The 20,522-nt window shown below is 71.0% G+C and carries 15 protein-coding genes and 1 pseudogene; 9 read left to right on the top strand and 7 right to left on the bottom strand.

Translation table 11 applies throughout. The features are described 5' to 3' along the window. The first annotated feature begins 170 nt into the window (after positions 1-170). Positions 171-1,790, top strand: coding sequence for a right-handed parallel beta-helix repeat-containing protein (locus ACZ4V1_RS08100; RefSeq protein ID WP_468331163.1), 1,620 nt, complete (start codon positions 171-173; stop codon positions 1,788-1,790). A gap of 216 nt (positions 1,791-2,006) precedes the next feature. Further along, positions 2,007-2,555 carry a TetR family transcriptional regulator gene (locus ACZ4V1_RS08095; protein ID WP_468331160.1) on the top strand — a complete coding sequence of 183 codons (549 nt, stop codon included), beginning with the start codon at positions 2,007-2,009 and terminating at the stop codon, positions 2,553-2,555. A gap of 198 nt (positions 2,556-2,753) precedes the next feature. On the opposite strand, the pseudogene ACZ4V1_RS08090 reads toward ACZ4V1_RS08095, so the two are convergent. From ACZ4V1_RS08090 to ACZ4V1_RS08080, 3 genes and pseudogenes are all read right to left on the bottom strand, one after another. After that, positions 2,754-2,861: pseudogene (locus ACZ4V1_RS08090) on the bottom strand (cellulose-binding protein); the annotation flags it as partial. A gap of 195 nt (positions 2,862-3,056) precedes the next feature. Beyond that, on the bottom strand, positions 3,057-4,037 hold the full coding sequence (locus ACZ4V1_RS08085; protein WP_468332291.1) for a beta-ketoacyl-ACP synthase 3: 981 nt from the start codon (positions 4,035-4,037) through the stop codon (positions 3,057-3,059). A gap of 127 nt (positions 4,038-4,164) precedes the next feature. Next, positions 4,165-6,240, bottom strand: coding sequence for a hypothetical protein (locus tag ACZ4V1_RS08080; protein ID WP_468331157.1), 2,076 nt, complete (start codon positions 6,238-6,240; stop codon positions 4,165-4,167). Positions 6,241-6,472: 232 nt separating this feature from the next. Here ACZ4V1_RS08080 and ACZ4V1_RS08075 point away from each other — a divergent pair, with 232 nt between their 5' ends. Beyond that, positions 6,473-7,060 carry a TetR/AcrR family transcriptional regulator gene (locus ACZ4V1_RS08075; RefSeq protein ID WP_468331154.1) on the top strand — a complete coding sequence of 196 codons (588 nt, stop codon included), beginning with the start codon at positions 6,473-6,475 and terminating at the stop codon, positions 7,058-7,060. Positions 7,061-7,521: 461 nt separating this feature from the next. Here ACZ4V1_RS08075 and ACZ4V1_RS08070 read toward each other — a convergent pair whose 3' ends face one another. Genes ACZ4V1_RS08070 through ACZ4V1_RS08055 form a run of 4 tightly spaced genes read right to left on the bottom strand, consistent with a single transcriptional unit; the run spans position 7,522 to position 12,546 of the window. Beyond that, positions 7,522-9,120: an ABC transporter ATP-binding protein gene (locus ACZ4V1_RS08070; protein WP_468331151.1), complete on the bottom strand. Its 1,599-nt coding sequence runs from the start codon at positions 9,118-9,120 to the stop codon at positions 7,522-7,524. After that, positions 9,117-9,935 (bottom strand): ABC transporter permease, encoded by an 819-nt coding sequence (locus ACZ4V1_RS08065; RefSeq protein WP_468331149.1) that lies wholly within the window; start codon positions 9,933-9,935, stop codon positions 9,117-9,119. Before ACZ4V1_RS08065 ends, ACZ4V1_RS08070 begins: the two co-directional genes overlap by 4 nt. After that, the gene (locus ACZ4V1_RS08060) at positions 9,932-10,975 is read right to left on the bottom strand and encodes an ABC transporter permease (protein WP_468331146.1); all 1,044 of its coding nucleotides are present in this window, start codon (positions 10,973-10,975) and stop codon (positions 9,932-9,934) included. The genes ACZ4V1_RS08065 and ACZ4V1_RS08060 overlap by 4 nt, the downstream gene beginning before the upstream one ends. Next, positions 10,972-12,546: an ABC transporter substrate-binding protein gene (locus ACZ4V1_RS08055; RefSeq protein ID WP_468331142.1), complete on the bottom strand. Its 1,575-nt coding sequence runs from the start codon at positions 12,544-12,546 to the stop codon at positions 10,972-10,974. The genes ACZ4V1_RS08060 and ACZ4V1_RS08055 overlap by 4 nt, the downstream gene beginning before the upstream one ends. Before the next feature lie 761 nt (positions 12,547-13,307). Between ACZ4V1_RS08055 and ACZ4V1_RS08050 the strand changes: the two genes are divergently transcribed. From ACZ4V1_RS08050 to fabD, 6 genes are all read left to right on the top strand, one after another. Then, positions 13,308-16,157, top strand: coding sequence for an ATP-binding protein (locus ACZ4V1_RS08050; protein ID WP_468331139.1), 2,850 nt, complete (start codon positions 13,308-13,310; stop codon positions 16,155-16,157). 252 nt (positions 16,158-16,409) lie between these two features. Beyond that, a complete protein-coding gene (locus ACZ4V1_RS08045) occupies positions 16,410-16,910 on the top strand; it encodes a hypothetical protein (protein ID WP_468331136.1) in 501 nt (166 codons plus the stop codon). 29 nt (positions 16,911-16,939) lie between these two features. After that, positions 16,940-17,476 (top strand): hypothetical protein, encoded by a 537-nt coding sequence (locus ACZ4V1_RS08040; protein WP_468331133.1) that lies wholly within the window; start codon positions 16,940-16,942, stop codon positions 17,474-17,476. Positions 17,477-17,493: 17 nt separating this feature from the next. Beyond that, complete coding sequence (locus ACZ4V1_RS08035) at positions 17,494-18,930, top strand: PfaD family polyunsaturated fatty acid/polyketide biosynthesis protein (protein WP_468331130.1); 1,437 nt, start codon at positions 17,494-17,496, stop codon at positions 18,928-18,930. Further along, the gene (locus tag ACZ4V1_RS08030) at positions 18,927-19,580 is read left to right on the top strand and encodes a YczE/YyaS/YitT family protein (protein ID WP_468331127.1); all 654 of its coding nucleotides are present in this window, start codon (positions 18,927-18,929) and stop codon (positions 19,578-19,580) included. The genes ACZ4V1_RS08035 and ACZ4V1_RS08030 overlap by 4 nt, the downstream gene beginning before the upstream one ends. After that, positions 19,510-20,490: an ACP S-malonyltransferase gene (gene fabD / locus ACZ4V1_RS08025; protein WP_468331124.1), complete on the top strand. Its 981-nt coding sequence runs from the start codon at positions 19,510-19,512 to the stop codon at positions 20,488-20,490. Before ACZ4V1_RS08030 ends, fabD begins: the two co-directional genes overlap by 71 nt. Positions 20,491-20,522 lie beyond the last annotated feature (32 nt).

Here is a 20,522-nt window from a genome sequence, read left to right as displayed (position 1 = left end):
GCGGGAGGCTTCCCGGAGCTTCTCCGGCGAGCCACGGGCGCGTGCAGCGGTGTCTCTCCCGAAGACCGCTCGTGAGGTCTTGTGCGCACGAACGGCTCCCCGTCGGCTCCGATCGGGACCGGACGGGGCCCCGTGGCGTCCGCTCGAGAATCCTCGAAGAAAAGGCAGCAATGAAACGCACAGGCGTATACGCGATGTCAGCGCTACTCGTCGGATCGGCGATCCCTCTGGGTCTCGCCGGTCCACCGGCGGCGCAGGCCGCTTCCCGGACGTACTACGTCAGCCCCAACGGCTCCGACTCGAACTCGGGAACCTCGCCGGCCGAACCCTTCCGCACCCCGCAGAAGGCCGCGGACAGCACGGCACCCGGGGACACTGTCTCCCTCATGAACGGCACCTACACGGAGCGCCCGGGCGGAGCGGACGTCTTGGTGATCTCCCGCTCCGGACAGGCCGGGGCACCGATCACCTTCCAGGCGCATCCCGGACACCGCCCGGTCATCAACCCCGTCGCCGCCTGGAACGGCATCCGCATCAGCGGAGCCTCGCACATCGTCGTCCGCGGGCTGGAGGTCAAGGGCAACAGCGCCAACATCTCGCCGGCGGAGGCCGAGCGCGGCGCGAGCACCAAGAACGGCAAGTTCAACACCAACTGCATCTGGGCCGAGCCGAACAAGTCGTCGGGCGCCAGACCCCACCACATCGACATCGTCGGCAACACCGTCCACCACTGCCCTGGCCTGGGCATCGGCTCACGCGGCGCCGACCACATGACCATCGACCGCAACCACGTCTACTCGACCTCGTGGTACACCGTCTTCGCCACCAGCGGCATCTCGATCCTGGCCGCCCGCGACAGCGACCGGGGCGATTCCCGCACGTACAAGATCCGCGTAACCAACAACACCGTCCACGACAACGAGACGAAGGTGAAGTGGGAGCGCTGCAAGTGCTACTCGGACGGTAACGGCATCATCATCGACACCCTCAAGGACAAGGCCAAGGCGGGTGAGAGCGGTCCCGACTACCAGGGACGGGTCCTGGTCGCCAACAACGTGTCCTACAACAACGGCGGCTCGGGCATCCACTCCTTCAAGAGCCAGCACGTGGACATCCTGCACAACACGGCGTACCAGAACGGCCGCAGCACCCGCATGGAGAGCTACGCCAACATCTTCGCCCACGACAGCAAGGACGTCAGGATCCTGAACAACGTGGCCTACGGCCGACCGGGCCAGGCGACGAACTCCAAGAGCAAGAACGTCGGCGTCACCTACGACTACAACGTCTACTACGGCGGCAAGGCTCCCGAGGTGAAGGGCCCGCACGACATCATCGCCGACCCCCGGTTCGTCAAGCCCGGCCATGGCGCCGGAGCCGACTTCCGGCTGAGCAAGGGCTCTCCCGCCATCGGCTCGGGCAAGCAGCTGCCCGAGGTCACCACGGACATCACCGGCGCCCGCCGATCCTCGGCGGCACCCGACCGCGGCGCCTACGCCTTCACCACCACGAAGGGGGCGACGCCCAGCACCGCTCCCGCGGCGGCGGCCCAGGGCGACGGCTCTGCGCAGGAGCCCGGAGACCAGGCAACCGAACAGTCCGAGGGGCAGGCGGCGAGCCCCGCGGAGGAGACGAGGGAAACCGGCACGGGCAACGACGCCAGGGCCGCCGGCGACAGCGAGGGGCTGGCCGAGACCGGGGCTGAACTGGCCGTACCCCTCGGGGTGGGCGCAGCGGCGGTCGCGCTCGGCGGAGGCATCATGCTCCTGATCCGCCGCAAGCGCGCCTGACCCCTCCGGACCCCACCCGATCCCCGCTGCCCGGGCACCCCCCGCCCGGGCAGCGGACCTCACGCCGGCCGGGTAACGGACCCCCGCCCACCGGCATGCCCCCACCTCGCGCGAGCCTGCCAGACTTGCCTCATGGCGGCGCACACGAACAGGACGAAGACCCTTGACACCGGTGCAGTGGTACCCGATCCGCCGCGCGTCGCATGGCGCAAGCACATGAGACAACGCGTACTGGACGCCGCACGCGACCTGACCTGTGCCTCGGGTTGGGACCAGGTGAGCCTGTCGGCCGTCGCCGCGGCGGCCAAGGTCTCCCGCCCCTCGGTCTACAAGGAGTTCGGCAACCGGGCCGGTCTCGGGCGCGCCCTGGTGGTGAGGGAGACCCACGAGTTCCTGGAGAGGGTGGCCGGCGCGCTCAACCCCGGGCAACCGGACACCCGTGCCTCCTTGGAGGCGGCTGTCCACTTCGTCCTCACCGAAGCCCATCGCAATCCGCTCGTCAGCGCCGTCGTCATGGCCGCCCGGGAAGGCTCCGACAGCCTGCTGCCCTACCTCACCGCACGCGCGGACCCCATCTTCGACGCGGCTCAGAGCCTGCTCCGCGCCTGGCTCACGGAACGCTTCCCGGAGCGGGACGAGGAACTCGTCGACGTGGCCGCGGACATCGCCGTACGCATGACCATCAGCCACCTCATCCTCCCCGGCGGGGACCCCCGGCCGACCGCGGAGCGACTCTCCCTGGCGGTGTTGAAGGTGCTGCGATAGCGGCGAGTTGCGGTGCTCGACGGCCCGGTTTCGAAGGAGCTCCGCGGTGCCCGGCAGCGGCATGGACACGGTTGTGGGCAGTAGGCGACCGGTCCGGCCGCGGCAGCCGACCGGTGAGAGAGAGGGAGAAGGCCCCGCGAGGTGTGTGCCTCGCGGGGCCGGTGTGCCGTGGTGTCGTTCAGCTGGGTCCCGCTGGTGTCAGTTGAAGTTGACGTCGCTGCACAGGAAGTACTTCTGGTCCATGTGCGACCCCTTCCAGACCGTCACCTCGACGTGCCGCCCGCTGTGGCCCGACGTACAGCGCGGCGACCGCGGCCTGTGCCCGGTCGCCGTCCAGGCCCTCATCGATGGCCTCCAGCGCAGCGGCAGCCGGTACCCGATCGGCGGCGTCATCGAGGTCCTGGACTCGTCCTCAACAAACGCCGTCGCAGGAGAAGACGGCAGAGCAGAGCGGGCCGACGAGGCCGCGGTAGCGACGAGCAGCAAGTACGGGGAGAACCGTCACGAGCTGCCCTCTTCGGACGGACGTTGCGGTGCGGCGACGACGAGGCCCGCGTAGGAGAAGCCCCCGCCGAAGCCGAAGAGGAGAAGGGGCGCGCCGGGCGGGATCGAGTGCTGGTGGAGTAGTTTGGACAGAGCCAGGGGGATACTCGCTGCGGACGTGTTACCCGATTCCTGGACATCGGTTGCGATGACCGCGTCTGTCAACTGAAGTTGGTCGGCAAGGTGCTCGACGATGCGGAGATTTGCCTGATGCGGGATGAACGCCGCGAGCTGGTCGGGGCGGAGGTTCGCGGCTTCCAGCGCTTTTCTGGCGTGAGGGGCGGCTTCTGTGATCGCCCAGCGGAACACCTTGCGGCCTTCCTGAGCGAAAGTGCCTCCCGGGGCTTCAATGCGCGCCGCGTCGGCGAGGCCGGGCACGGTGCCCCAGACGATGGGTCCGAATGTGTCGTGCGCGCTCGCGCGGAGGACAACGGCACCTGCGCCATCACCGACGAGGATGCAGGTGGAGCGGTCGGTGAAGTCGGTGACGTCTGTCATCCGCTCGGCGCCGACTACGATGGCGGTGCGGGTGGCGCCGCCGGCGAGTAGTTGCCGGGCAGTCTCCAGTGCGTGGACGAATCCGGAGCAGGCGGCATTGACGTCGAACCCTGCTGCGTCCGTCAGGCCCAGGGACTCGATGACTCTCCCCGCCGTACTGGGTGAGCGGTTCACATTCGAGCAGGTCGCGACGATCACCAGGTCGACTTCTTCAGCATGGACACGGGCATCGGCGAGAGCGGCGCGGGCTGCCTCGGACGCCATGTCCGCGACGGACTCAGTGTCCGCGAAGCGCCGGCTGACGATCCCGACGCGCTGTCTGATCCATTCGTCGTTGGTATCGACCATGCGCGCGATCTCGTCGTTGCTCACCACCCGCGGGGGCTGAAAGTGGCCCACACCCACGATTCGGGCGCCCGGCTGCGGCGACGACGTAGTCATCTCAACCCTGCCTTTCTGCTGTTTCGAGAACGGCACCTGCGGTCTTCCCGGGATGGGCGAAGGCGAGGCGCCAACTGGCCTCACCCACCCTGTGGACGGGTTCCGGGGGAGGTTGACCGGGCCTGTGTCAGTAGTCGAACTTCTCGAACCGCAGGTATTCTCCTGCCGTCCATTCCAGGACCGACCTCCTCAGGTCGGAACCTGTACACACATAGAACCGCCGCCGACCCGCTGTGGTCTTGGTCAGAACGTCGTTCTTCTGGATGCGTCGGGTGCGTACCACTGTGCCGAGCCAGCGGATCCTGTCGATTTCTGCATTTTGTTTCCCGTCGACCGATCGGGTCACGAACAGCTCCGTTACCGCTCCCAGACCGTCGACTTTTTCCAGGACGTCGACTGCTAGCGGCAGGTCATCCGCTTTCAGGCTCCAGAGGATTCTCACCCTCCGGCCGGAATCCAGTACGGGCTGCGCCTGCGCCATGAGAGGTGTGATTCCTACTCCAGCAGCCACCACGATGATGTCGTCATCGGTGCGCGACCCGTTGGCTGCCTCGGCGTATCTCACCTCTTCTTCGCCACCGAAGCCCAAAACGGTGGCGGAAAGCGGTGCACCGGGATTCCATTTGGCCAGGAGTGACGTGACTGGCCCGTTCCTCCGGACAGTGACGTCGAATTCGGCCTCGCTCAGCGGCCCACGGTGTTCCGTTCCTGCGGTGCATTCTTCAAGGGCTTCAAGTGCTTCACGGGTGGGAAGCGCTGGGCTCGAAATGGTGAAGGTCCTGATGTAATCGTCGTTGAGTGACCGGGGGTCGTGGTCGCGCATGTGTGACCATCCGCGATCGAGCGTGGCGGAGAAGTCAAGGGTGACGTGTTGCCCTGCGCGCCATGGTTCGAGCTGCTGGAACTCTGCGTTCGACTGTGGGGTGGACAGGTCGGGGGCGAGTCGGAAGGTGTATCGCGAGATCGTCGGCGTCAGATGGTGTGCGCGGATCAATGTCGCCGTCGCTTTCCCCACCGGTCGGCCGTCCGCGTCGACGTTGTCGGTTGAACCAGACTCCGCTCCGCTGATTTCGTGAGCCAACCTGCGTACCGGCGGGTTGTAGGGCGACTGGTCCAGCAGTTGCCCACGGAACGGCAGCCCGTCCTTCACGAATCGAGCTGCCTCCACCCGTACGCGGACAGCGAGCTTGCTGTGCGGGATCACGGATGTGGCGTCGGCGCGGGCCAAGATCTCTGCCCGTCCTGTCAGGTAGAGGACGTCGCCGGTTTCGAAGTCGGGAAAGGTAATTCCCACGACAGGGTCGGACTTGATGTTTCCCAATGTTTGGAAGAGGCGATTCCCTGAATACTCGGGATACACCAGGACGACACCGTCTGTGTCGGAGTTCGTGTGTACTCGCACGAACCCGGGAGCCCCGCCTCGGTTGTTGGTGTCCATGCTCTCAGCGCCGTGCCTGCTTGAGATGAAAAATAGGTCGGATTTGGCGATGAGTTGCACCGCCTCGGGCGGCAGTGGGAGCCGGTCGCTGACCAGGTGAGGAGATGCCTCATGAGGCTGGACTGTTTTCCTGTTGAGGTATTTCGGGCAGTTCCCCAGCGTCTCGTCCACGGCGAGGGCGACCTGCACTTCCGCAGGCCCCCTGGCCCTCCAGGCCACCGTATTTTTCTCCGACGGCCTGGCTAGAACAGCTCCGCCGAGCACCCTCCCGGCAATCTTGACCCGTGTCCTGGTTTCCAGGTCGATCACCAGGCCGGCGGCCAGCCTTCCCCCGTCCTCGTGCCTGACGAGGATCCCGTCGCGGTCGCGCCCTTCCTCGTCCCTGTCCTGCTCCTCGCTGTTTGCTCGGTGCATGTGGCCGTCATCGTCGGAGAAAAGCGCCTCCAGTGTCGGGTCATATCCGAGCGTGCCCGCACTTTGTCCCCCGGGCTGGTGTGCGACGTGAGCCAGCGAAGTCACCTTCAACACGCCTCTGGCCAAGGGAAGCGTGGTACCTGGTTGCCCGCCGAGCACTGTTGTCCATACGCGGCCGTTCCGGTCGACCGCCCCCAGTGCGATGAGAGGGCTCTGCGTCATCCAGGGCACGTACTCCACGGGCAGCCCGGGAGCTGTGGGATTGAATTCGTACGGCACCTCGAGAAGCCGGTGTATGGCTTCCTCACCCTCGTGCCACTGGGGCCGCGAGTGCGAAAGATTCGTCGTCATAGGCTCTTCTCCTCCCACGGTGGTGCTGCGAGAACCGCACGGTTATTCAGCGTCGAGAGCAGCTGTGCGGGGTTCCGGCCTGCCCGGGATCGCCGAAAGCACGGCCGGGCCGGCGCACAGAAGGGCGGTCCAGGCCAGTGGCGCGGCGGTGGCCATACCCACTCCAGGGATCGAACCGATCAGTACCATCTGAGGCTAGCACGATGATCGAACCGGTTGGTACCATCACCTCATGCCTGTTGCCAAAGGTTCGACCATCGATCCCGAGCGAACCCGCGCCACGATCGTGCACGCGGCCACCCAGGTGCTGTACGAGCGAGGGCTGGACGGCATCGGGGTGGCGGAGCTCTGCGCACGTCTTGGCGTGTCCAAGGAGACGCTCTACCGGCACTTCGGCACCAAGGACGGGCTGGTGCACGCGGTGCTCGACACGCGAAGCGACCGGGTCATCCACTGGCTGACGGATACGGTCTCATCGAGCGGAGACCGTCCTGCCGACCAGCTCACGGCCCTGTTCCGGGCTCTTCAGGGATGGTACGACGGTCCTGAATTCCGCGGCTGCGCGTTGATCAACGCTGCCACGCAGCACCACACTGACGCCGTCCGCGCCATCGCCGCGCGCCACGTCGAGCGTTACCTCGAGCTGCTCATCGGCATCGCCGAGGGAGCCGGCGCCGACGACCCGCACCGCCTCGCGCTGCAACTGCTCATTCTTGCGGAGGGTGCCACCGTCGTGGCCGACCATCACAGCTCCGCGCGGGCGGGTGAGCTGGCTTGCCAGGCCGCCCTGGCTCTCCTCGCCACGGCGGAGCGATCCTGACCGGTTCCGCAGGTCGAACCCGGGCGAGGAAGTCGCTCCGCCCCCCCCCGTAAGGGGGCGGAGCTGGGTGCGTTCGAGGGTCTTCAGCCTTCGGGTGCCGTCATGCGGCCGGAGGCGGACTCAGCGGGCGTTGCGGAAGATGACGCCGAGGGTGTTGCGGTGTCCAGAAGCGACGGCGTTGGTGCCGTGCTGACTTCGAAGGCCGGAATCATGGAAACCCGCAGGTCCTAGCCCTGATCGGATGAGTTGTCGTACCACTCGACGGTGGTGCCGATGAGGGAGGCGGCGACGATGCGCTTGAGGTTGCCGGGGGGTGCGGAACGGCGGTTCAGGGGCTTGGTGGTGGGCGGAACGCGTTCCGTCCGGGACGGGTGGTCCGGGGGGATTCGACGGTGCGGTGCCGACTCCCGTGCTGGTTCGGCGCTGACTACGGGCAGACGTCCGCACGCTCTGGACCGGTCTCACCATCGCCCGTCGGCCGCGTCCCGCGGGCGACCGTCCGCCCGGCCGCCGTCCGCCCGGACCGGACGAGACGGGACGGTCACGGGAAGGTGAAGGCCGGGCGGTGGTGCGGTGCCCTCCGTGATGCGGCAGGCGGCCACGGTGAGGACGCGATCCGCGCGGGCGGCGACCTCGAGGCTGTGGGTGATGAGGATGACCGCCAGGCCCAGTTCCCGGCGGGCGTCGTCGAGCACCGTGAGGATCTCGGCCTCGGTGCCGGGATCCAGCGCCGAGGTGCTCTCGTCGCAGACGATGACCCGGGGGCCGGCCGCCAAGGCCCTCGCCAGCGCGACCCGCTGCCGTTCGCCGCCGGACAGCTCACCGGGCAGCCGGTTCGCGTGCTCGGGGCGCAGCCGCACCGTGCGCAGCAGGTCGTCGACCTGGGCGGCGAGCCGTTCGCGGTCGGTGGTCTCGCGCAGCAGCCGCAGCGGACGGACCAGGGCGGTGCGCACGGTCTGCCGGGGGTGCAGCGCCTCGGCAGGGTTCTGCGCCACCAGTTGCAGGGCCGCCCGCTGGGCGCGGTCGCGGCGGCGCGCGTCCCACGGCACGGGCTCGCCGTCCAGCGACAGGGTCCCGGCGCGCGGTTGGTGCAGCCCGGCCAGACAGCGGCCGAGGGTGGTCTTGCCGGTGCCGGAGACCCCCAGGACGGCCACGCACTCGCCCGGTGCCACGTCGAGGCCCACGTCGGACAGGACGGGGTGGGCACCGGAGTAGCCGGTGGTCATGCCCCGCGCGCGGAGCACCGGTTCGCCGGTGCGGGCGGCCGGGGCGGGGGCCGCCGGGCGTGCGTCGCCCGGGTCCCCTGGGGCCTCGGCGGGCGGAGTGACCAGGGTGACCGGCCCGCGCCGCCCGTCCCGTACGGCGGACGGCCGGTCGCTCTCCACGCGCCCGGCCACCATGGTGACCACCCGGTCCACGGAGCGGGCCAGGGTGTCGACGTCGTGGCTGATCCACAGCAGGGCCGTGCCGGTGTGGTGGATGCGCCGGAGTTCGCCGACGATGCCCTCCTTGGTGACCGGGTCGAGGCCCGTGGTCGGCTCGTCGAGGATCAGCAGGGCGGGGGCGCGGCCGAGGGCCATGCCGAGGGCGATGCGTTGCTGCTGCCCGCCTGAGAGCTGGTGCGGGTAGCGCCGGGCGAAGTCCCGGTCCGTGGGCAGCCCGACGCGGGCCAGCAGTTCGGCGACCGCTCGGGGGCGTTCGCGCCGGGTGGGCGGCACCGGCAGGGAGTCCAGCAGCGCCGCGCCGACGCGCCGGTACGGGTTGAGTGCGTGCCCCGGGTCCTGGGGGACGTACGCCACCGTCCGGCCGCGCAGCCAGGGTGGTGCCGGGAAGACCTCGGTGCCCTGGACGCGTACCGTGCCCGACGAGCGCCGCATGCCCTCGCGGAGATGGCCGACCACGGCGAGGGCCGTGGTCGTCTTGCCGCAGCCGGACGCCCCGATGAGGCCCATCGCGGCCCCCTCGGCGAGGGTCAGGCTCACCTCGTCGAGGACGACCCGTTCTCCGGCGGTGACGGTCAGCTTCTCGACGGCCACCAGGGGCCGCTGCCCGGCGCTCATGCCTGGAGTGCCCGCGAGCGGCGGGCGATGTCGTCGGACAGGACGTTGGCCGCGACCGCCAGCAGGGCCACCAGCAGCACGGGCGCGGCGAGCGCCCAGGGCTGGAGTTCCGCGCCGGGCAGGGCGTCGGCGATGAGGACGCCCCAGTCGGCGGTGCCCGTGCCGAGGCCGAGGAAGCCGGCGGCGGCGACGAGATAGACGCTGAGGACGAAGCGGACGGCGGCGTCTGCCAGCAGCGGTCCCGCGACGAAGGGCAGCAGTTCGCGGACGACCAGCCACGGGAGCCGTTCGCCCCGGGCGACCGCGGCCTCCACATGGGCGCGCCGGGTGACCGGCCCCGCCGCCGCCCGGACGACCCGCGCGGACAGCGGGAGACTGACCACGACGACGGCCGCGACGATGCTCCAGCGGCCGGGGGCCGCGGTGAGGAAGAGCAGGAGCAGCAGCAGCGGCGGGATGGCGAGCAGCGCGTCCATGGGACGCATGACCAGGCTGTCCACCCAGGGGCGGCGCACCGCGGCGAGCGCGGCGGTCAGGCCCACCGCCGCGCCCAGGACGGCGCCCGCGGCGGTGGTGACCGTGGCGGTCAGCAGCACGCCGCGGCCGCCGTGCAGCACCCGGGAGAGCACGTCGCGGCCCAACTGGTCGGTGCCCAGGAGCCCTTGACCGGGCGCCGCGTAGGGCCGTCCGACGATCTCGGTGGGGGAGTGCGGCGCCAGCCACGGTCCGACGAGGGCCAGCAGGATGACGGCGGTCAGCACGGCGCAGGCGGCGACCGAGCTCCGGGACGGCCGGTGCGTGGTGCGGGAGGTCATGGCGCGGTCCTCTTCCAGGGCGTGGCGGTCCTCTTCCAGGGCGTGGCGGTCCTCGTGCGAGGCATGGCGGTGCGCGTCCGGGCGGTGGTGGTCCTCTTCCAGGGCGTCGTGAGGGTGACGGCGATGTCGGCGGCGGCCAGCGCGAGGAGCGTCGCGCCACCGAGCAGCACGGCGAGGGCCTGGGCGACGGGAATGTCGCCGGACTGCACCGAGCCGACGAGGAGTTCACCGATCCCCGGGTAGCCGTAGACCCGCTCCACCAGGACGGCACCGCCCACCAGGCCGATGCCGAGGACGCACCAGATCTGCACGGCTACCGGGAGCACGGCGGGCAGCACTGCGCGGCGCAGGACGACGCGCCGGGGCGTTCCGTTGAGCCCGGCGGTCTCGACGTGCGGGGCGCGCAGGGCGGCCGCCGTCGCCGCCCGGATGACGCGGACGGCATGGGCGAGCGACAGGGACAGCAGACTCAGCAACGGCAGCGCGAGGAGCCGCGGATCGAGCGGCAGGCCGTCGGTCGCCGGAGTCACGGACACCGCCGGGAACCAGCCGAGCCACACCGAGAGCAGCAGGACGAGGACGCCCGCGACCACGTACTCGGGCAGCGCCACCAGGATGACCGCCACGGTCGACACCGTCCGGTCGGGCAGCCGCCCGCGCCGCACCCCGGCCCAGACGCCGAGCAGCAGCGACAGCGGTACGACGGCGGCGAGCGTGAGCCCGGCCAGGAGCACCGAGTTGCCGAGCCGGTCGGCGATCAGCGAGCGGACCGGCACCCCGCTGAGCATCGAGGCGCCGAGGTCGCCCCGCAGCAGACCGCCGGCCCACTCCGTGTACCGCTGCCAGAGCGGCTCGTCCAGGCCGAGCCGGTCCCGGGCGGCTTCGAGCTGCTCCGGGGTGGCCCGGTCGCCGAGGCGGCTGGTGGCCGGATCCCCGGGCAGCAGGTCCACGCCGACGAAGACCACCAGGCTGAGCAGTGCGAGCAGCACGGCGCAGACGCCGAGCCGCCGGGCGGCGAACCGCAGCAGGCCGCCGGTCACGCCAGCCAGGCCTTGCCCAGGTACGGGAACTTGGCGGTGCCGCGGCCGGTGATGCCCTGCACCCGGTCACGCGCGAGGCTGAGGGTGTCGGCGAAGCCCCACACCACCCAGTTGCCCCGGTCGTGCATGGCCATCTGCACCCGGCGCCAGGCCTGCTGCCGCTCGTCCGCCCCGCGCGCCGCGATCGCGTCGGCCAGGGAGCGCTTGAACCGGGCGTCGTCGAACGAGAGCGAGGGCCGCAGCGCGGTGCGGGTGTAGATGGCCTGCAGCGGGAAGGCGTAGATGGCGAAGGTGACCGCGTCCACCGACTCCATCGCCTTGACGTCGAAGAACTCGGCGGCGCTGACCGTCTGGGCCTTCACCTTCAGGCCGATGTCCTTCATTTGCTCGGCGAACAGCTCGGCCGAGGCGTTGCAGCCGGTCTCGATCTCCGCCGACCGCACGGTGATCTCGGCGCCCTCCGCGCCCGCGGCGCGCAGCAGGCTGCGGGCCTGGTCCAGGTCGCGGGCCAGGGGCCGCAGATCGTCGGCGTAGTACTGTGCCCCGGCACCGTACAGGTCGTTGCCGACCTCGCCGTATCCGAGGAGGACGGTGTCGACGAGGGCCTGGCGGTCGACGGCGAGGCGGACGGCCTTGCGTACCCGGGGGTCGTCGAAGGGCGGGCGGCCGGTGGAGAGCATGAACCCGAAGCCGGTGCGTTCGTTGCGGGTGCCCTTGTGGACGACGGTGGCCCCGGCGCCGCGCCCCTTCGCGGCCTCCGTGTACGGCAGCGCGGCGGCGAAGTCGGCCTGGCCCGAGCGGACCGCGTTCACGCGCGCCTGCGGGTCGTTGAGGCTGAGCACCACCAGCTCGTCGAGGTAGGGGGCGCCGTCCCAGTGGTCGTCGAAGCGGCGCAGCGTGCTGGAGCGGCCGGGGGCGAAGTCGGTGACCTTGAGCGGTCCGGTGCCCATGACCTTGCCGGCCTCGAAGGCCGTGGTGCCGTCCTTCAGGACGAAGATCTGGTTCGCCGCGAGCAGGCCCGCCGGGTCCCCGATCGGGCGGCTCAGCGGCACCACGAGCGTGTGGTCGTCCCGGACGTCGATCCCCCCGGGGTCGAGGTAGCCGGACAGTTCGCTCGGGTACGTGCGCTCGGGCGAGGTGACGTAGCGCAGGGTGAAGGCGACGTCCTTGGCCCCGAACGGAGAACCGTCGTGCCACACGACGCCCTTGCGGAGCTTGAGGGTGAACGACGTGCCGCCCGGCGCGGTGGTCGCGGACAGGGCGAGGCCGGGCTGGACCTGGTCATGCGCCGACCAGAACAGGACGTCGTAGATGACGCGGTTGCGGGCGAAGTCGGCGGGGCTGGCGGCGGAGAACGGGTCGAGGGACTCGGCCGGGCCACCCCCGGCCAGGGCGGCGGTGAGCGCGCCGCCGCGCCGCGGTCCGGCGGGCGTGCCGGCGCGGGGCGTGGCCGCCTCGCCGGTGTCGTTGTCGCTGCATCCGCTCAGCAGCGGGAGTGACAGTGCCGCGCCACCGGCCGCCGCCATGCCCATGGCGCGGCGCCTGCTGAGGGGGTTAGAGGGGACGGACATGGGTGGGCACACCTCCGGGGCGCAGCGGTTGGGGCACGACGGAGTCTGCTCACCGCCGGGCGCTGCCACCCCAGTGGTCACCCCCAGCGCACCCCCGGGGACCGGGCCCGGCCTCGCCGCCCCGGGGCGCGCCGAGGCGTCCCGCCCGGGTTCTTCCCACCAGAGGCCATGCACGCGATCGACGAGACGGAGGCAGACGGCGTCGCATCCGGATCCGACCTCCCGGCGCGGCCGTTCCGCACGGTCCGGACGCCGTCCCCCCGCTTCCTGGGTGCAGGGTCCCGTGCGTAACGGTGCCTGTCCACCGGGGGTGCCCCCGGCACGGGCACCGGCGCCTGGACCGGGGGGCGATGCCGGGGGCATACCCCTGTCGTCACCGAGGTGCGCGGACGATACTGGCGACACCGGGACCGCATGGAGAGCCGGCCCGGCAGTGTCAGGACCGTACGTGTCAAGTGCTGCTGATCGGCCAGGGCTGCCGGCAATCCTTGCCTGGCATCTGCGCACCGGGGTTCAATGCTGAACGTCCGACGGCATTCCGATGCCTTTGATGGATTCATCACCGGCGAATCCATTGCCAATGCAAAACAAAGCGGGGGGCTTTTTTTGTGCTTCGGTAGTCGTTGAACTTTCCTGTTCCGGCTTCTCGTGTCCATTCGCGAAGGTCTCCTCTCGCCATTCCGCAGCAGCTCGCGCCGCAAGATCGGCCTGTCTCCGTTCGAAGTCACGTCCGTAGCCGTGAGTCCAAGGAGGATGAGTTCGTGCGTAGAGAAAACCGACTACTGGAACGAGATCGCGAATTAGGCTTCGTGCAGTCGGCGCTGCAGCACGCCATGAGCGGCGACGGCGCCGTCCTGACCTTCGAGGGCGCTGGTGGCCTCGGCAAGACGAGCCTTCTCCGGTCGCTCCGCGTCGCCGCGCAGACCCAGGGTTTCACGGTGCTGCACGCGCGCGGCAGCGAACTGGAACGCGACTTTCCCTGGACCGTGGTACGCCAGCTCTTCGAACGCCTCCTGGCCGCCGATCCCGCCGGAACCGGCGACGGCGCCGCGCTCACCGGCCGCGCCGCGCTGATCCGGTCCCTCTTCGATTACAACCAGGAACACCACCCCGGCGGCCTGGCGGCGCTCGGCGAGGACGAGCTCTACGCGACCGTGCACGGCCTGTACTGGCTGTGCTGCAATCTCTCCGCCCGGCAGCCGCTGTTACTCGTCGTCGACGACGCCCAATGGGCCGACCGCTTCTCCCTGCATTTCATCAGCTACCTGATCAACAGGCTGGAGGGTGAGTCCGTCCTCGTCGCCCTCGCCCATACGCCGGCCCCCTCCGCGCCCGACACCGCCCAGGACCTCATCATGTCCGCCCGTGCCTCGCCCCTGGCCACCGTCGCCCGGCTCGCCCCGCTCAGCGAGGACGCGGCCCGCGAGGTGCTCACCGCCCAACTCGGCACCGCCCCGCACGACTCCGTCGTCCACCGCTGCATGGAGATCACCGAGGGCAACCCCCTGCACCTCACCGAACTGGCCAAGGAGATGACGTCACGGGGCCTGCGGCCGACGGCGTCCGCGGTACCTGGTCTGCGGCTGCTCAGCCCCACCTCCATCGCCTGGGACATCCGCCGCAGCATCGGCCGGCTGCCCGAACCGGCCGTCGTCCTCGCCCAGGCCACCGCCGTTCTGGACACCCACGCCGCGCCCCAGCACAGCGCCGACGTCGCGGGCCTCGACGAGAGCGGGGCCGACGAGGCCGCCAAGTACCTGCGAGACGCCGGGCTGTTGCGCTCCGGAACGCCGTACGCCTTCCACAGTTCCGTCGCCCGCCACGTCGTCTACGCCGACATGACCGCGCAACAACGCCACCAGGCGCATCGCCGGGCCGCGGCCAGCCTGCACGCGGCGGACGCCGATCCCGCCGCGGTCGCCGAGCACGTCTGCCGCACCGGGCCCGGGGTTCCCTCCTGGGCCGTGCGCGTGCTGCGCTCCGCCTCCAGCCAGGCAGCCCAGACCGGCCAGCCGGCCACCGCCGTACGGTACCTGCGGCGCGCCCTCACCGAGCCCACGCCCGACCCCTCCCGAGCGCACCTGCTCGCCCAGCTCGGCTCCGCGGAACTGCTGGCTCGCGACCGTGCGGCCGTCGGCCACCTCGCGGAAGCCATCCACCACTCCCGCGACCGCGAGGTCATCCGCGCGGTACGCCCCGAACTCGCCCTCGCCCTGGCCGCCAGCGGCCGCTACCCGGAGGCGGCGGACGTCGCACGCCAGTCCTGCGGCACCGCCGACGGGCCGGAGGACACCGTCACCACCCGGGCACGCCTCATCGAACGCGTGCTGACCCGGATGTCCAGGGGCGGCAGCCCCACCACACCCGCGTACGACCTGCCCCCCGGGGGCGTACGCGCGCACGCCGCCGTCGAGGCGTGGAGCCGCGGGCTGCCCGTCGGCCGGGTCGCCCGCTTCGCGAGCGCGGCCGTCGCCGACGGGGTACGCCTGCCCGACCAGGACATGGAACTGCCGCCCGTGTCCCTCGCCGCCTGGATGCTCGCCCAGTGCGACGACCTGTCCGCCGCCGAACAGGTCCTCACCTGGGTCGCGCGCCAGGCGTCCCGCCACGGGCGGCTGCTCACCGCGACCACGGCCGAGAGCATGCGCGCCCGGGTCCTGCTCGACACGGGACGGCTTGCCGAGGCCGAGGCCGTGGCCGGGTCCGTACTGCGCGACCACCACACCACCGCCCTCACCCCGGTCGGCGTCCCCGTGGCCGCCGCCGTCCTCGTGCACTGCCTCATCGAGACCGACCGGCCCGGCGAGGCCGAGGAACTCCTCAAGGCCACGGGCCTGGCCGGGACGCTCCCCGACGCCGCGCCGTTCGTCCCGCTGCGCCTGGCCCGCGGACGGCTCAGCATCCGACTCGCCCGGGACGAGGACGGACTCCAGGAACTCCTCGCCTGCCGGGCCCTGGCGCTGGCCGAGGGCTGGCTCTATCCGTCCGCCACCACCGAGTACCTCACGGACGCCGCCCGCGCCCTCGCCGTGACCGGCAGTGTGCGCGCCGCCCGCGCCCTCGTCCTGGAGGAGGTCAACCGCTGCCGCGCCTTCGGTGCCGCCCGGCCCCTCGCGGTCGCCCTGCGGACGCTGGCGAGCGTCACCGGCGACAAGGGGCTCGCCCGCCTGGTGGACGCCGACCGGTTGCTGGAGGAACTGCCCGACGCGCTGGAGCGCGCCCGTACCCTGGTCGAACTCGGTTCGGCACTGCGGCGAGCGGGTCATCGCACCCAGGCCCGGCAGCCGCTCACAGAGGGCCTGGAGCTGGCCCACGGCATCGGCGCGGCCACGGTCGCCGCGGCGGCCCGCTCGGAGTTGCGGCTCGCCGGTACCCGCCTGTCCCGAGTCGGCGACGGGCTCTCCACGGCCCTGACCCCGGCCGAGGAACGCGTCGCGCAGAAGGCGGCCGAGGGACTGAGCAACAAGGAGATCTCCCGCGAGCTCTACGTGTCCGTGAAGACCGTTGAATGGCACCTGAGCCAGGTCTACGCCAAGCTCGGCATCGCCAAGCGCTCGGAACTGCCCCGGGCCCTGGCCCTCGACGGACCGCCGGTGCGGCGCAGCTCCTGACCGGGCCGGCCCCGCCCGCTGGTCCGGCACCGCCCGACCGCCCCTTGCCCACCCCGCCCCTTACCCACCCCACCCTCCCCGCACTCCGGACTCCCCACCCCACGCCCCCAGGACACCCGTCCCACCCCGCCACCCCGCCGGCCGGTACCCGGGCCGGGAATGCTGGGGGCGTCCCCTGGTGCCCGGTTCCGGTCACAGGGGCGAGGCTCAAGGTCGCCAACACCCGAGGATCTCCGGCGAAAGGGCCACCCGATGACCGCACCCGTGGACGTGAAGCCGCCGACTCCAGGACTCACCGAGGGCGAACGGGACTACGTGAACCGCGTCGCCGAGCACTACCGCGACACCGACAACATGGCCTGGGAGCACGGCTTCCTGATCGGCTGGCTGATGATCTGCGACCCCGTGGAGCAGTCGGCCGGCGAGCTGTGCAAGGCGCTCGGCGTACGCCGGGAGTCCGTCGACCACATCGACGCGCTCCTCGTGCCGCCGGGCGTGCTCACCCGCGAGGAACTGCCCGGCGGCGAGTACGCGCTGGCGATGAGCCTCGACGTCTGGCCGAAGACCGTGCAGCACTCGATGCTCGCCGTGCCCTCCTTCCACTCGGTGATGGAGCACGGCCTCGAGGTCCTGCGGGGAGAGCCCGAGGAACGCCGTCGCCGCCTGTTGAACATGGAGCGCTTCTTCCGGTACCTCGGCGAGGAACTGCCCGCCGTCTTCGACCGGTACGAGCCCCCGGCACGCCTGAAGTGACCCGCCCCCGACCCGCCCGAAGGACAGCCATGAGCGAAAGCACCGCACAGCCCGACGCGATCGACCGGATCGAGCAGACCGACCAGCCGCCCCCCACCCCCGGTCTGACCGAGGGCGAACGCGGCTTCGTCCACAAGGTCGCCCAGCACTACCGCAACACCGACAACATGGCCTGGAACTACGGCTACGTCTTCGGCTACCTGATGATCTGCACCCCGGTCCAGCAGCGCGCGAGCCGGATCGTCGAGGCACTCGGGGTGACCCGGGAGGACGTCGACCGCGTGTCGCAGCTCCTCGTCACCCCGGGCGTCTTCGAACGCCGCGACGAGCCCGGCAGCGACGACTTCCTGATGTGGCTGCCCGACGGCAACTGGCCCAAGGCCGTGCGCTACTCCCTCGTCAACATGCCCAGGTTCCACGAGGTCCTCAAGCGGGGCCTGGAGGTCCTGGCGGACGCCCCTCCGGAGCGCCGAGAGCGGATCGCCACCCTGGAGCACCTCTACCGCCACCTCGCCGTGGAGATCCCCGCGGTCTTCGACCGGTTCGAGACCGCCACGGCCAAGTAGGAGCCGGATACCCACCCATGGACCAGGACGCCGCCTTCGCCCCCACACTCACCACCGCCTGCCGGGTGCGGCCCGAGCACCTGGGGTCCGCCGCTTTCCGGCGCGACCACCGTGTGCGCTACGCGTACGTCGCCGGATCGATGTTCAAGGCGACGGCCTCCCAGGACATGGTCGTCCGCATGGCCCGGGCCGGCCTGCTCGCCTACTTCGGTACCGGCGGACTGCGCCCGGAACGCGTCGAGTCGGTCATCCGCGCCCTCGACGCGACCCTCGGCGGCGACCGTTCCTACGGCATGAACCTGCTGTCCTCACCCGGCGTGCCCCGCAAGGAGGAGGAGCTGGTCGACCTGCTGCTGGCCCGCCGCGTCCGGCGGGTGGAGGCGGCGGCGTTCATCCGGATGTCGCCCGCCCTGGTCCGCTACCGGATCACCGGCCTGAACCGCGCCCCCGACGGCCGCGTCCACGTCCCCCACAAGGTGCTCGGCAAGGTGTCCCGGCCCGAGACGGCCGAGGCCTACCTCAGCCCGCCCCCGGCGGGTGTCGTACGGGACCTGCTGCGCGCGGGCCGCGTCACCGCCGAGGAGGCGGAGCTGGCGGCCCGGATCCCCATGGCCGACGACCTGTGCGTGGAGGCCGACTCGGGCGGCCACACCGACCAGCGGCCGCTGATCACACTGCTGCCGGACATGGTCGGACTGCGCGACCGGGTCGCCGCGGAGCGTTTCGCGGGCGCCGCGGCCGTCCGGGTCGGGGTGGCGGGCGGCATCGGCACCCCCGAGGCCGTCGCCGCCGCCTTCATGCTGAACGCGGACTTCGTGCTGACCGGCAGCATCAACCAGTGCACCGTCGAGGCCGGTACCAGCGACGCCGCCAAGGACATGCTCCAGCAGGCGGGCGTGCAGGACACCGCGATCGTGCCCGCCGGGGACATGCTGGAGATCGGCGCCAAGGCGCAGGTGCTGCGCAGGGGACTGCTCTTCCCGACCCGCGCCAACAAGCTCTACGAACTCTCCGTGCGCCTGAACTCACTGGAAGAACTGGACGACCGGACCGCCCGGCAGATCCAGGACAAGTACTTCCACCGCACCTTCGACGAGGTGTGGCGGGAGACCGCGGAGCACCTTGCCCGCACCGACCCCGACCAGCTCGCCGCCGCCGAACGCGACCCGAAGCTGCGGATGATCCTCACCTTCAAGTGGTACTTCGTGCATTCCGCCCGGCTCGCGATGAGCGGCGCCCCCGAACAGCGCGTGGACTACCAGATCCCCTGCGGTCCCTCCCTGGGCGCCCTCAACAGCCTGCTGCGCGGCACCCCGCGGGAGGACTGGCGCGCCCGACACGTCGACGACCTCGCCGATCTCCTCATGGACGGCGCGGCCCGGCTGTGGCAGCGCCGTCTGGAGGAGACCGCCGCCCACGGAGAGGACGCCGTACCGGAAGGAACGATTCTGTGACCGACGCCCAGCGTGAGCGTCGCCGCGCCCCGCTGCTCTATTCGATCGGCTGCCTGACGTTCTCGACCGGCGCGTACCTGTTCATCCACTCCGACCTGGGCACCGACCCGCTGGACGTGTTCGCGCTCGGCCTCAAGGAACACATCACCATCACGGTCGGCCTCGCCCAGGCCGCCGTGGCGGTGGTCTGTCTCGGCCTGTCCGCCCTCTGGAACCGGCACCGGCCGCTGCTCGCACCGCTGTTCACCTTCTTCCTCTGCGGCAGCGTGATCGACCTGCTGATGTGGACGGAGCCCGCGGGCCGCCTCGGCGTCGACGGGCCGGCGCTGCTCGCCCCGGCGACCCTGCTGTGCGCCTACGGCTCCGCCCTCGTCATCATGGGCGGCTTCGGCATCCGCCCCATCGACGTGCTCGCCATCACCATGACCCGCAAGTGGCGCCGGCCGTTCTGGGCGACCAAGGGGCTCGTCGAGGTCGCGCTGATGACGACCGGGCTGCTGCTCGGCGGCCCCGTCGGCGTCGGCACCGTCTGCTTCCTCGTCGGCGTCGACGTGCTCATCCAGCCCCTGCTGCGCCTCAATGTCCGCTACCTCAGGCTCCCCAACCTCGGGCTGCCCGAACACACCCCCCGCCCCGCCGACGCCATCTAGGGCGCGTCCCGCCCCAGCCCCCGCAGAGAGGTCGCAAGTGACGGTCATCCATGTCTTTCCCGGCCAGGGCGCACACCACGTGGGTATGGGACGGCAGCTTTTCGAGAGCTACCCGCACCTCGTCCGGCAGGCCGACGCGGTCCTCGGGTATTCCATCGAGGAGCTGTGCCTCACCGGCCCGGAGAAACGCCTGTCCGACACGCGCTACACCCAATGCGCCATGTACGTGGTCGGCGCGCTGTCCTACGTCGACCAGGTCCGCGCCTGCGGACGACTGCCGGACTTCCTCGCCGGGCACAGCCTCGGCGAGTACGTCGCCCTGTTCGCGGCCGGGGCCTTCGACTTCGTCACCGGGCTGGAACTCGTCGCCGAGCGCGCCGCCGCGATGGCCGAAGCGGGCCCCGGCGCCATGGCCGCGGTCCTCGGCATCACCGCGGACCGGGTACGGGAGATCCTCTCCCGCGGCGGCGCGCCCGCGGTCGACATCGCCAACCTCAACGCCCCCGAGCAGACTGTCGTCTCCGGCCCGCCCGACATGATCTCCGAAGCCATGAAGCTGCTCGGAAAGGAGACCAGGGCCGTCGTCCCGCTGAAGGTCAGCGGCGCCTTCCACGCCCGGCCGATGGCCCCGGCCGCCGCCCGGTTCGAACGCTTCCTGCGCGGCTACCGGTTCGCACCGCTGCGCATCCCCGTCGTCTCCAACGCCACGGCCCGTCCCTACGACGACACCGAGACCGCCGCGCTCCTGGTCCGCCAGCTGACCAGCCCCGTGCGGTGGACGGAGTCGGTGGAGTACCTCCTCGATCAGCCGGAGCCCGAGTTCCACGAGCTGGGGCCCGGCCAGGTGCTCACCGGCCTGATCGCCCAGATCCGCGCCGGGCGTCCCGCCCTCACCGCTGCGTCGAGCTGACCCGGAAGGGCTGACCCGGAAGGACTCAAGGC

It is taken from the genome of Streptomyces sp. NPDC028991 (assembly GCF_055564775.1).
The sequence above is the reverse complement of the archived record's forward strand: the minus strand, read 5'-3'. Positions and strand labels throughout refer to the sequence as shown.

Coding starts and splice junctions, on each gene's coding strand:
- ACZ4V1_RS08100 (WP_468331163.1), top strand. CDS start 171: ATGAAACGCACAGGCGTATACGCGATGTCAGCGCTACTCGTCGGATCG.
- ACZ4V1_RS08095 (WP_468331160.1), top strand. CDS start 2,007: ATGAGACAACGCGTACTGGACGCCGCACGCGACCTGACCTGTGCCTCG.
- ACZ4V1_RS08085 (WP_468332291.1), bottom strand. CDS start 4,037: ATGACTACGTCGTCGCCGCAGCCGGGCGCCCGAATCGTGGGTGTGGGC.
- ACZ4V1_RS08080 (WP_468331157.1), bottom strand. CDS start 6,240: ATGACGACGAATCTTTCGCACTCGCGGCCCCAGTGGCACGAGGGTGAG.
- ACZ4V1_RS08075 (WP_468331154.1), top strand. CDS start 6,473: ATGCCTGTTGCCAAAGGTTCGACCATCGATCCCGAGCGAACCCGCGCC.
- ACZ4V1_RS08070 (WP_468331151.1), bottom strand. CDS start 9,120: ATGAGCGCCGGGCAGCGGCCCCTGGTGGCCGTCGAGAAGCTGACCGTC.
- ACZ4V1_RS08065 (WP_468331149.1), bottom strand. CDS start 9,935: ATGACCTCCCGCACCACGCACCGGCCGTCCCGGAGCTCGGTCGCCGCC.
- ACZ4V1_RS08055 (WP_468331142.1), bottom strand. CDS start 12,546: ATGTCCGTCCCCTCTAACCCCCTCAGCAGGCGCCGCGCCATGGGCATG.
- ACZ4V1_RS08045 (WP_468331136.1), top strand. CDS start 16,410: ATGACCGCACCCGTGGACGTGAAGCCGCCGACTCCAGGACTCACCGAG.
- ACZ4V1_RS08040 (WP_468331133.1), top strand. CDS start 16,940: ATGAGCGAAAGCACCGCACAGCCCGACGCGATCGACCGGATCGAGCAG.
- ACZ4V1_RS08035 (WP_468331130.1), top strand. CDS start 17,494: ATGGACCAGGACGCCGCCTTCGCCCCCACACTCACCACCGCCTGCCGG.
- fabD (WP_468331124.1), top strand. CDS start 19,510: ATGTCCGCTACCTCAGGCTCCCCAACCTCGGGCTGCCCGAACACACCC.